At 58.7% G+C, this 10,807-nt stretch carries 10 protein-coding genes; 3 read left to right on the forward strand and 7 right to left on the reverse strand.

All coding sequences use genetic code 11. The features are described from left to right. Nucleotides 1–104 precede the first annotated feature (104 nt). The 4 genes from pssA to ALO64_RS07945 all read right to left on the reverse strand — a co-directional run bounded on the left by pssA (nt 105) and on the right by ALO64_RS07945 (nt 4,379). Nucleotides 105–950: a CDP-diacylglycerol--serine O-phosphatidyltransferase gene (gene pssA, locus ALO64_RS07930; RefSeq protein WP_002552077.1), complete on the reverse strand. Its 846-nt coding sequence runs from the start codon at nt 948–950 to the stop codon at nt 105–107. Between the two features lie 146 nt (nt 951–1,096). After that, entirely contained in the window at nt 1,097–2,113 is a 1,017-nt protein-coding gene (gene ilvC / locus ALO64_RS07935) for a ketol-acid reductoisomerase (RefSeq protein ID WP_002552076.1), read from the reverse strand. A gap of 47 nt (nt 2,114–2,160) precedes the next feature. Then, entirely contained in the window at nt 2,161–2,652 is a 492-nt protein-coding gene (gene ilvN, locus ALO64_RS07940; protein ID WP_002552075.1) for an acetolactate synthase small subunit, read from the reverse strand. Nucleotides 2,653–2,654: 2 nt separating this feature from the next. Then, nucleotides 2,655–4,379 (reverse strand): acetolactate synthase 3 large subunit, encoded by a 1,725-nt coding sequence (locus ALO64_RS07945; RefSeq protein ID WP_002552074.1) that lies wholly within the window; start codon nt 4,377–4,379, stop codon nt 2,655–2,657. 397 nt (nt 4,380–4,776) lie between these two features. Here ALO64_RS07945 and ALO64_RS07950 point away from each other — a divergent pair, with 397 nt between their 5' ends. Then, nucleotides 4,777–5,193: a DUF4124 domain-containing protein gene (locus ALO64_RS07950; RefSeq protein ID WP_044319130.1), complete on the forward strand. Its 417-nt coding sequence runs from the start codon at nt 4,777–4,779 to the stop codon at nt 5,191–5,193. A gap of 9 nt (nt 5,194–5,202) precedes the next feature. On the opposite strand, the gene ALO64_RS07955 is transcribed toward ALO64_RS07950, so the two are convergent. The 3 genes from ALO64_RS07955 to mrcB are packed head-to-tail and all read right to left on the reverse strand — an operon-like array spanning nt 5,203 to nt 8,611. Beyond that, nucleotides 5,203–5,532: a YqcC family protein gene (locus ALO64_RS07955; RefSeq protein WP_002552072.1), complete on the reverse strand. Its 330-nt coding sequence runs from the start codon at nt 5,530–5,532 to the stop codon at nt 5,203–5,205. Beyond that, on the reverse strand, nt 5,532–6,272 hold the full coding sequence (locus tag ALO64_RS07960) for a tetratricopeptide repeat protein (RefSeq protein ID WP_162232063.1): 741 nt from the start codon (nt 6,270–6,272) through the stop codon (nt 5,532–5,534). The genes ALO64_RS07955 and ALO64_RS07960 overlap by 1 nt, the downstream gene beginning before the upstream one ends. Nucleotides 6,273–6,289: 17 nt before the next feature. After that, on the reverse strand, nt 6,290–8,611 hold the full coding sequence (mrcB, locus tag ALO64_RS07965; protein WP_002552070.1) for a penicillin-binding protein 1B: 2,322 nt from the start codon (nt 8,609–8,611) through the stop codon (nt 6,290–6,292). Between the two features lie 130 nt (nt 8,612–8,741). Here mrcB and ALO64_RS07970 point away from each other — a divergent pair, with 130 nt between their 5' ends. Together ALO64_RS07970 and ALO64_RS07975 are read left to right on the forward strand one after the other, a co-directional pair. Then, on the forward strand, nt 8,742–10,280 hold the full coding sequence (locus ALO64_RS07970; protein ID WP_044344036.1) for a bifunctional aminoglycoside phosphotransferase/ATP-binding protein: 1,539 nt from the start codon (nt 8,742–8,744) through the stop codon (nt 10,278–10,280). Nucleotides 10,281–10,381: 101 nt separating this feature from the next. Beyond that, nucleotides 10,382–10,726 carry a pentapeptide repeat-containing protein gene (locus ALO64_RS07975; RefSeq protein ID WP_002552068.1) on the forward strand — a complete coding sequence of 115 codons (345 nt, stop codon included), beginning with the start codon at nt 10,382–10,384 and terminating at the stop codon, nt 10,724–10,726. Nucleotides 10,727–10,807 lie beyond the last annotated feature (81 nt).

The raw sequence follows: 10,807 nt of genomic DNA on the forward strand, positions 1-10,807 counted from the left end.
CTGGAGTCGGACGAAGAAGGAAGCTTGATTAGCATGATGACTCCGCAGGCCAGGGAACTGATGCACCAATAGACTACGGAGTATGGTGGAAATTAGATCATTGACTAGGCCTTGCGGCGACGCAATAGATACTGAATCGGTCCAGACAGGGCATAGGCGAGGAATATCAGCAGCAGAATACGTGGCGGATCGCTGAATACCACGGCAAACACCAGCACCACGGCCAGAATCGCAACAAAAGGTACACGCCCTTTCAGGTCCAGCTCCTTGAAGCTGTTGTACTTGATGTTGCTGACCATCAGCATGCCTGCCGCCGCAACCAGCAAGGCCACCAGGAACGACAGCTTCGAACCCTGAATCCCGAAATCACTGAACGCCCAGACCGTGCCGGCCACAACACCTGCCGCAGCCGGGCTAGCCAAACCGATGAAGTAACGTTTGTCAGCCTTGCCGACCTGAGTGTTGAAGCGCGCCAGACGCAATGCCGCGCCCGCCACATAGATGAAGGCGACCATCCAGCCCACCTTGCCCATGTCACCCAATGCCCAACCGAATGCCAGCAACGCGGGTGCCACACCAAAGGCGACCATGTCGGAGAGGGAATCGTACTCGGCACCAAACGCGCTCTGGGTATTGGTCATGCGCGCAACGCGACCATCCAGCCCGTCGAGAACCATGGCGACGAAGATCGCAATGGCAGCGAACGCGAAATACTTGCTCGCGCCGGCGGTATCACCCGCGCTCATCGCGCTTTGTGCGCTCATGGAACTGATGATGGAGTAAAAGCCAGCGAACAGGTTCGCAGTGGTAAACAGGTTGGGCAGCAGATAGATACCGCGATGCCGGACCTGCCGGCCTTCGGCGTCATGCCCTTCTTCTACATGTTCATCGATAGGTAGCAGACTTTCAGCGTCGGAGGCCTTGTTGGGCTCCTCGGGACGTTCGCTCATGGAGATTACCTTGCAGCGGTATGAAAAGGTTCGACAGAGGTCTGCCGCGAGGGTTCGGCGGCAAACGATGCAGCTTTATACCAGAGCCTGACCCATAACGAAAAAACGCGACCGATTGGCCGCGTTTTTTTTTGCGAAGCTAAAGCTTAGTTCTTGTCTTTGTCGACGATTTTGTTCGCAGCGATCCAAGGCATCATCGAGCGCAGTTTCTCGCCGATGATTTCGATGCCGTGGGCAGCGTTGTTACGACGCTTGGCGGTCATCGATGGGTAGCCGGTAGCGCCTTCGCTGATGAACATCTTCGCGTATTCACCGTCCTGGATGCGCTTCAGAGCGTTGCGCATGGCCTGGCGGGATTCAGCGTTGATGACTTCAGGGCCGGTCACGTACTCGCCGTATTCGGCGTTGTTGGAGATCGAGTAGTTCATGTTGGCGATACCGCCTTCGTACATGAGGTCAACGATCAGCTTCAGTTCGTGCAGGCACTCGAAGTAGGCCATTTCCGGCGCGTAGCCAGCTTCAACCAGTGTTTCGAAACCAGCTTTTACCAGCTCGACAGTACCGCCGCACAGAACAGCCTGCTCGCCGAACAGGTCGGTTTCAGTCTCGTCCTTGAAGGTGGTTTCGATGATGCCGGTACGGCCGCCGCCAACGCCCGAAGCGTAGGACAGGGCAACGTTCTTGGCGTTGCCGGAAGCATCCTGATAAACCGCGATCAGGTCAGGAATACCGCCGCCCTTGACGAACTCGGTACGTACGGTGTGGCCTGGAGCTTTTGGCGCGATCATGATCACGTCGAGGTCAGCGCGCGGTACAACCTGGTTGTAGTGAATCGCGAAGCCGTGGGAGAACGCCAGTGTTGCGCCCTTTTTCAGGTTCGGCTCGACTTCGTTCTTGTACAGCTGGGACTGAAACTCGTCCGGGGTCAGGATCATGACCAGGTCGGCAGCAGCAACGGCAGAAGCAACATCAGTCACTTTCAGGCCATGAGCCTCGGCCTTGGCGACAGTAGCCGAACCTTTACGCAGGCCAACAGTGACATCAACGCCGGAGTCTTTCAGGTTGCACGCTTGAGCGTGACCTTGCGAACCGTAACCGATGATGGCGACTTTTTTGCCCTGGATGATCGAAAGGTCACAGTCTTTGTCGTAGAAAACTTTCATGGAAATCCCCTGTTATCTTGGCCGTTCAGGCCATTTGCTTAATTGATTTAAATGCTCAGCACTTTGTCGCCACGGGCAATGCCCGTTACGCCACTGCGTACTGTTTCCAGGATAGCGGCGGTGCCGATGGCCTGAATGAAGCTGTCCAGTTTGTCGCTCGTGCCGCTCAGCTGCACGGTATAAACGCTGGCGGTCACGTCGACGATCTGCCCGCGGAAGATATCCGTGGTGCGCTTGATCTCGGCACGCTGCGCGCCAGTGGCCTTGACCTTGACCAGCATCAGCTCGCGCTCGATGTGAGCGCTTTCCGACAGGTCTACCAGCTTGACCACTTCGATAAGTTTGTTGAGGTTCTTGGTGATCTGCTCGATCACCTCATCATGGCCTACGGTGGTGAGCGTCAGACGCGACAGGGTCGGGTCTTCGGTCGGCGCAACGGTCAGGCTTTCGATGTTGTAGTTGCGCTGGGAGAACAGACCGACGACGCGAGACAATGCACCCGGTTCGTTTTCCAGCAGCAGGGAAATGATATGGCGCATGATTATGTCCGCTCCGTCTTGCTCAACCACATATCGCGCATGGAGCCGTCCTTGATCTGCATCGGGTAGACGTGCTCGGTCACATCGACCTGAATATCCATGAACACCAGACGATCAGTCATGGCAAAAGCTTCTTCCATCTTCGGCTTCAAGTCCTTCAGGTCAGTGATACGCATGCCGACGTGGCCATAGGCTTCGACCAGCTTGACGAAATCAGGCAGCGATTCCATGTAGGAATGCGAGTGACGCGAGCCATAGCTCATGTCCTGCCACTGACGGACCATGCCCAGAACACCGTTGTTGAGCAGGATGATCTTCACCGGCAAGCCGTATTGCAGGCAGGTCGACAGTTCCTGAATGTTCATCTGGATACTGCCTTCACCGGTCACACAGGCAACGTGCGCATCCGGAAAGCTCAGTTTGACGCCCATCGCAGCCGGGAAGCCAAAGCCCATCGTGCCCAGACCGCCCGAGTTGATCCAGCGGTTCGGCTTGTTGAAACGGTAGTACTGCGCAGCGAACATCTGATGCTGGCCAACGTCCGAGGTGACGTAAGCGTCGCCCTTGGTGACTTCGCACAGCGTTTCGATAACGGCTTGCGGCTTGATGACCGTGCCATCGCCACGGTTGTACGGGAACAGATCACCCGCACCGCGCCACTCGTCAATCTGCTTCCACCACGCGGCAACGGATGCCTTGTCAGGTGTCTCGCCGATCTCTTTCAAAGTGGCGACCATTTCGGTCAGCACGCTTTCGACAGGACCGACGATAGGCACGTCCGCCTTGATGGTCTTGGAGATCGAAGCCGGGTCGATGTCGATGTGGATAATTTTGGCATTCGGGCAGAACTTGCTGGCGCCGTTAATGACACGGTCATCGAAGCGCGCGCCGACTGCCAGGATCACATCGGTGTGGTGCATCGCGAGGTTGGCGGTGTAGCTGCCGTGCATCCCGAGCATGCCGACGAACTGACGATCCGTGCCCGGATAGCAGCCAAGCCCCATCAGGGTATTGGTGACCGGAGCGTTGAGCAGTTGTGCCAGTTCGGTCAGTTGCGCCGACGCATTGCCCATGATCACGCCGCCACCGGCGTAGACGATAGGACGCTTGGCCGCCAGCAGCATCTCGACGGCTTTGCGGATCTGGCCGGAATGGCCACGAACCGCCGGGCTGTAGGAGCGCAGCTTGGCTTTTTTTGGAAAGACGTATTCGAATTTCTCGGCCGGGTTGGTCATGTCTTTCGGAATGTCGACTACTACAGGGCCCGGACGACCGGACTGCGCCAGGTAGAAAGCCTTTTTCAGGACTTCCGGGATTTCCGACGGGTGCTTGATCATGAAGCTGTGCTTCACGATCGGCCGGGAGATACCGATCATGTCGGTCTCCTGGAAGGCATCGGTACCCACCAGCGTGCTCGCTACCTGACCAGACAGAACCACCATCGGAATGGAGTCCATGTACGCCGTGGCGATACCGGTAATGGCATTGGTTGCACCTGGACCGGACGTCACCAGCACCACGCCCGCCTTGCCGGTAGCCCGCGCATAGCCGTCGGCCATGTGCGTGGCAGCCTGCTCGTGGCGAACAAGGATATGGCTTACCGCCGGTTCTTTGAACAGGGCATCGTAGACATGCAGGAGGGCACCGCCCGGGTACCCATAGATATGCTCAACGCCTTCGTCACGCAAAAAGCGGACGACCATTTCAGCGCCAGATAAAAGCTCCACGTTGTTCACCTCTAAAACGCCAGAATACCGCCCACTCCAGGACGGGTCTTAATAGGTTTACTGCCAGCAGAGCATGAGCGACGGTGGTCGCCGACTACGTCAGCACTGACTGAGCAAGTATTGGGAGGTCCCTGAGTGTTGCGGAACATTCCCACCCAGCGCGAGGTAACGCGTTGCGGGTGTTACAGGTCGGCGCGGGTGTGCGCCTCATGATCTACTGAGAGGGTCTGCTTCTGGCAGTCCTTCTACAGCGAACTTTGGATTGTTGTGATTCCCCCCCTTCAAGTCAAGTGATCCGTGCGCTTTCTTGACAGAGGACCGGGGAAATCGCACCGTTTCGGACTGAAATGCACCGTTATGGTAGTTTTCTGTGAGCACAGACTCTCAAGGACACGACATGCATTGGATGATTCTCGCCGCCGCACTGGCCCTCAGCACAACCAGCCAGGCCGCCTCAATCTATAAGTGGGTCGACGCTCAGGGCGTGACGCATTTTGATGCTCAACCCCCCACCGGCCAGCAGGTGCAGGAAATCAATGTGCAGACGCCGCCACCAGCCTCTGCGCCCAGCACTCCTGCGGACGACGGAGCTGCACAGCAACGCGCTATTGACCAGAAAGTCAAAAGTCAGGTGAAGGCTCAGGAAGCGAAACGCGCGGAAAATTGCGAAACCCTGCGCACCAATCTTGCGCAGTTGCAGAACAATCCGCGAGTGCGCGAGCAGGTTGGAGGAGAATCGAGGCGTCTTACGGAAGAAAACCGCAAGACGCGTACCGAAGAAACCGAGAAAGCCATCAGCGAATTCTGTCGCTAGAGGATTGGCTCAGCGAGCGGCCGTAATCAACTGGTCGAACCGTGCCAGATGCTGCTGCAGCAGCCGGGTTTCACTCAGGCGCCCGGCATAGACCATCTCGGCCATCTCCAGAATGCCGGACGCATTGGGCAGCGGCAGGTCACGCTCGAGGATGACTTTCATGCGCGGCAGGAAGATCCATTGCAGCCACTGCGCGAACTCGAGCGTATCGACGCTGAACGGTTCCTGACTGGCAAGCGCCTGCTCGCTGGGCGGCGTCGTATCCCACCAGCCCAGCGCGCGCAACTCGCGCTCTATCAACAGCAACTGCTCGGCCACCTCAGGCAAACGTACGTCCATCAGCGAGCCTTTTGGCGAGCCAGCGCAGCACCGGCCGCGTCACCCTGCTTTTCGCGAGACTGGGCGATCAGCCCCCAAAGGCTGGCCTGAAGGCTGGTACGCCCGTTGGCGTAGGTCAGACCGCGACGAGCCAGTTGCTCGGCCTGGGCTGCGTCGCCCTGAGCCAGACGCACCTGAGCCAGACGATAAAGCACCTGAGGCTCACGCGGGGCGACACGCTGCGCGCGCTCCAGGCTTGAGGATGCGCCGTTGAGGTCGCCACTGCTCTGCTGTTGCTGTGCCGTGGTCAGCAACGCCAGTACCGGCCCGTCAAGCTGCTCGTCCTCTAACAGACCGCCGCCACTGGACGGAATCCCGGTCGGTGCAGAGGCAGCCGGCATGCTGTAACTGTTGTTCGCCGGAGCCGGGCTGATCGGGGCCTGATTGACCGGAGCGGCGTCGACAGGCGGCGTGTTGACACTGAACGGCGCCTGACTGGTCGGCGCAGAGAAGCTCTGCCCTGCATCGGCACCACCCGCGCCCGGCACCATCACCACGACACCCGAATCCTGCGGCACGGCTTGCGGCTGCTGAACCGGGGCGGTGTTGGTTCGGTAAGTGCCATTACGCGACGCTGCCGCGCGCTCGCCGTTGGACACCTTGGAGCTCGAATCCACGACCGGAATCGAGCCGCGTTCCACACTGGCGCAGCCGTTCAGCAAGGCCAGTGCCGTTAAAGCTGGAATCCACCATTTATTCACTTCAAAACCTCGATTGCCTAGTTCAACCAACCCTTGACCCAGTCCATCACCTCAGTGGCAGGTGCCGGAGCGCCGCCGCATGTCGCGCCGGGCTGGGGCTCACTGCCGCGAATATACGGCATCTGCACTGCATTCGGGCAGCTCGAATCAGAACCCTGGCCTGTCTGCGCATCGACCCATGCCTGAACGACGTTATCCGGCATCGCCATGTCCAGCGGCAGCGGATTGGCCTTGCGCATAAAGCTGGTCCAGACCTGCAGGGCACCAGTGGCGCCAGTAAACGGTGTCTTGCCGTTATCATCACGGCCCATCCACACTACGGCCAGCAGATCCTGACTGAAACCGGCGAACCAGCTGTCGCGCGAGTCATTACTGGTGCCGGTCTTGCCCGCCAGATTCAGCGAGCTTGGCAACACGTTGTAAACAGATTTGCCCGTCCCTTCGCGCATTACCCGCTGCATCGCATTCTGTACCAGATAAATGGCACCCGGGTCGAAACGCTGCTCGATCTTGAACGGATAACGCTTGAGCGGTTCACCTTCGGCGGTCAGCACACTGCGAATACCACGCATCGGCGTATTGAACCCGCCGCTGGCGATGGTCTGGTACATGGTGGCGACTTCCATCGGACTCAGGCCGCCCGCACCCAGCAGCATCGACGGATAAGCAGGCCACTCACGCGTTACACCCAGCTTGGCCAGTGTCTTGAAGACAGTTGGAATACCCAGTTCAAGGCCCAGCTTGGCAGTCGACAGGTTGTAGGAATGCGCCAGCCCTTGATACAGAAAGATGTTGCCATGCGACTTGTGATCGTAGTTCTGCGGTTTCCAGATCTGGCCATCAGCGCCTTTGACCTGAAACAGTTCGTCGGCAATCCAGCTGGTCAGCGTGTACTGGCTCGGACGTTCCAGTGCGGTCAGGTAAATAGCCGGCTTGACCAGCGAGCCTATCGGACGCACTGCATCGATCGCCCGGTTGAAACCCGAGAACCCGGCCTCGCGACCGCCAATCAGCGCCTGCACCTCACCGGTCTCCGGGTTGGTGACGACCATACCCGCCTCTACTTCATCAACACCCTTGCGCCCGGCGAGCTTTTTGAACGTGTCGTCCATAGCGGCCTGGGACTTCATCTGCAGGATCGGATCAAAGCTGGTAAAGATCCGCAGCCCTTCTTCGGTCAAGTCTTCATCGCGATAGTCTTCGCGTAACTGGCGCTTGACCAGATCCAGAAAAGCCGGGAACGAGCTGTCGGCGAGCGTGCCGGTCTTGGTCACACCCAGTGGCAATTTCTTCGCGGCGGCCACCACTTCGGGGGTTGCCACACCTTGCTGCTCAAACAGGTCAAGCACCAGATTACGACGCTCCAGAGCACGCTCGGGATTGCGGCGCGGGTTGTAGAAGGACGGCCCCTTGACCAGCCCGACCAGCATCGCCACCTGATGAATCTTCAGTTCGGAAAGCGGCTGGCTGAAGAAATACTGACTGGCCAGACCGAAACCGTGCACTGCACGTTGACCGTCCTGACCGACAAACACTTCATTGAGGTAAGCCTCGAGAATTTCCTGCTTGCTGTAATGGATCTCCAGCAAGACCGCCATCATGGCCTCGGTGAGCTTGCGGGTCAGGCTGCGCTCGTTGGTCAGGTAGAAGTTCTTGACCAGCTGCTGGGTCAGCGTACTGCCGCCCTGGCGCATCTGCCCTTGCGAAGTATTCACCCAGATAGCCCGGGCAATGGACTTGGGCGACACGCCGAAGTGGTGATAGAAATCGCGGTCCTCGACCGCCACCAGCCCGTCGAGCAGATACGGCGGTGCCTGATCAAGCTTGATCAGGATCCGGTCTTCGAGGTTCTTCGGGTAAAGCCCGCCGATCAGCAAGGGCTCAAGCCGCGCCACGGCAAGCTTGGCACCATTGCCCGACGACAGGTCGGCGACGTAATCACCGGAAAAGCGCACGCGCACCTGCTGCGCCGCATCAGTGCCTTCGTAGAACTGGAAACCCCGCGTGTTGAGGTCGACGGTATTGCCATTCACCGCCGCAGCGCCAGGACCATTCGCGACGCTTTCGCGGCGATAACCCAAGGCGTCGAGTTCGATGAGAAAATCATCGCGGCTCAGCTTCTGTCCGACGAACAGCTCCAGCGGTCGTGCATAGACCTTGGCCGGAATGGTCCAGCGCTTGCCGGAGAACTTCTCCTGAACGATTGCATCGAGGTAAATGGCCAGGCCGCCCAGCAGAACCAGGCCGACAATACCGAGCTTCAACGCCCAGCCCAGCCACTTGTTCAGGCTGCGAGGAGGTTGCTTTTTAGGAGAACGAGAGGTGCGGGATCGAGTCATGGGCGCGGATTATACGCACTTTAGCAAGGATCGACAGACGCCCGAGTCAGCGGTTTGCAGCCTCGCGCCAAGCGGCCATAATGGCGGCATCGCGTACTTACATTTTGAACACATTCCTGAAGGATCGCCCGTGAGCAAGTCTTTGATCGCTGCCCTGCAGAACCCTGCTCTTTTCCCACATCCGGTGGAGAATTTCCAGCTCATCGAAACGCACATTTCGTGGGTTCTGCTGACTGGCCCGTATGCCTACAAATTCAAGAAGCCGATGAACTTCGGTTTCCTGGATTTTACTACGCTGGCTCTGCGTAAGCATTTCTGCCACGAAGAGCTGCGCCTCAATCAGCGCCTGACCGACGACCTCTACATCGAAGTGCTGCCGATCACCGGCACCGTCGACGCGTCGCAATTGGGCGGCGACGGCGAAGTCATCGAATACGCCTTGAAGATGAAGCAGTTTTCACAGGACGGCCTGCTCAGCACCCTGCAGGCCAACGGCGAGGTGACCACTGCGCATATCGACGAACTGGCGCGCCAGATCGCAGGCTTCCACCTCAGCTCGCCGCAGGTCGGAACCGAAAGCGAACTGGGCTCGCCAGACAGCGTGATGGCCCCTGTGGTACAGAATTTTGAGCAGATTCGTCCACTGATCAGCGAAAAATCCGACCTGGCACAGCTCGATGCCCTGCAGGCGTGGGCAGAGTCGAGCTTTGCGCGGCTCAAGCCACTGCTGGCTCAGCGCAAGGCCGACGGATTCATCCGCGAATGCCACGGCGACATCCATCTGGGCAACGCGACAGTGATTGACGGCAAGGTCGTGCTGTTTGACTGCATCGAGTTCAACGAACCGTTCCGCAAGACCGACGTGTACGCCGACATCGGCTTCCTGGCAATGGACCTTGAAGACCGTGGCCTGAAATCATTGTCTCGGCGCCTGATCAGCCAATACCTGGAAGTCACCGGCGACTACGCAGGCCTGGAACTGCTGAATTTCTACAAGGCTTATCGGGCGATGGTTCGTGCCAAAGTGGCCCTGTTCAGCCAGCCATCCGACGCCGACGGTGTACAGCGCGCAGCGACGCTTCGTCAATACCGCAACTACGCCAATCTGGCCGAAAGCTACAGCGCCATTCCCTCACCGTTCCTGACAATTACCCACGGTGTATCAGCCGTCGGCAAAAGTCATGTCGCAATGCGCCTGGTGGAATCGCTGGGTGCCATTCGCCTGCGTTCGGACATAGAGCGCAAGCGCCTGTTTGCCGGGCGAGATGAAGAGATGTATGGCGCGCAAGCCAACGATGCAACCTATGCTCACCTGCACGAGCTTGCCGGTATAACCCTGCGTGCGGGCTTCTCGGTGGTGATCGATGCCACTTACCTCAAGCATGAGCAGCGCGATGCAGCGGCGAAAGTCGCCGAAAACACCGGCGTGCCGTTTCTGATCCTCGATTGCGAAGCTCCACAGGCAGTGATCGCTGGCTGGCTTGCCCAGCGTCAGGCACAGAACAATGATCCTTCCGACGCGACCCTGGAGGTCATCGAGGCCCAGCAGGCCAATCGCGAACCGCTCAGCGCAGAGGAAACGCTGCGCAGCAAGAAGGTTGCCACCCACATCAGCAGTGAGCTGGACAGTCTCATCGACAACCTGCGCCAGCGCCTGCCGGGGCTGTAAAACCGGTACATGGCCGTTGAGCGGGTAATGCTTCACGGCCCCACAATGATGGCAATATAATGGCGTCATAATTCCAACGCAACCACATGTCCGAGGCCATCATGAGCCAGCCCAAACAGATCGACTCACCGCTTTATATGCTGCTGCGCAAAGATGATGTCGAAGGTTTCAACCAGGAGAAACCGCGAACCGGCACAATCGATATGGCCGGGGGTGACTTTCGAGGGCTGGACCTGCGGGCACTGGACACCGCCGGTATCGACTTCACCGACGCCTACTTCCGGTCTGCCGACCTTCGCGGCCTGGACCTGCGGCACACGCCGATGGAAGGTGCGAGTATCGCTCACGCACAGATTTCAGGCGTGTTCTTCCCCGCCGAGCTCTCGGCTGACGAGATTCTGATGTCGGTAAATTTCGGTACGCGCCTGCGCTATCGCACCCGCTAAAACCGTAAAACCTTCGCAGCCTGCATGCGCAATGCATGTCAGGCTGGCGCTGCGTCGCTTCATTTCCGCCCCCCCCCCCCC

This window comes from Pseudomonas meliae, from assembly GCF_001400515.1.
GTDB classification, from domain to species: Bacteria; Pseudomonadota; Gammaproteobacteria; order Pseudomonadales; family Pseudomonadaceae; genus Aquipseudomonas; species Aquipseudomonas amygdali.

Bases quoted from the DNA above. Each gene is read 5' to 3' on its own strand.
- ALO64_RS07950 (WP_044319130.1), top strand. From the start codon at position 4,777: ATGCATTGGATGATTCTCGCCGCCGCACTGGCCCTCAGCACAACCAGC.
- ilvC (WP_002552076.1), bottom strand. From the start codon at position 2,113: ATGAAAGTTTTCTACGACAAAGACTGTGACCTTTCGATCATCCAGGGC.
- ilvN (WP_002552075.1), bottom strand. From the start codon at position 2,652: ATGCGCCATATCATTTCCCTGCTGCTGGAAAACGAACCGGGTGCATTG.
- ALO64_RS07955 (WP_002552072.1), bottom strand. From the start codon at position 5,532: ATGGACGTACGTTTGCCTGAGGTGGCCGAGCAGTTGCTGTTGATAGAG.
- mrcB (WP_002552070.1), bottom strand. From the start codon at position 8,611: ATGACTCGATCCCGCACCTCTCGTTCTCCTAAAAAGCAACCTCCTCGC.
- ALO64_RS07975 (WP_002552068.1), top strand. From the start codon at position 10,382: ATGAGCCAGCCCAAACAGATCGACTCACCGCTTTATATGCTGCTGCGC.
- pssA (WP_002552077.1), bottom strand. From the start codon at position 950: ATGAGCGAACGTCCCGAGGAGCCCAACAAGGCCTCCGACGCTGAAAGT.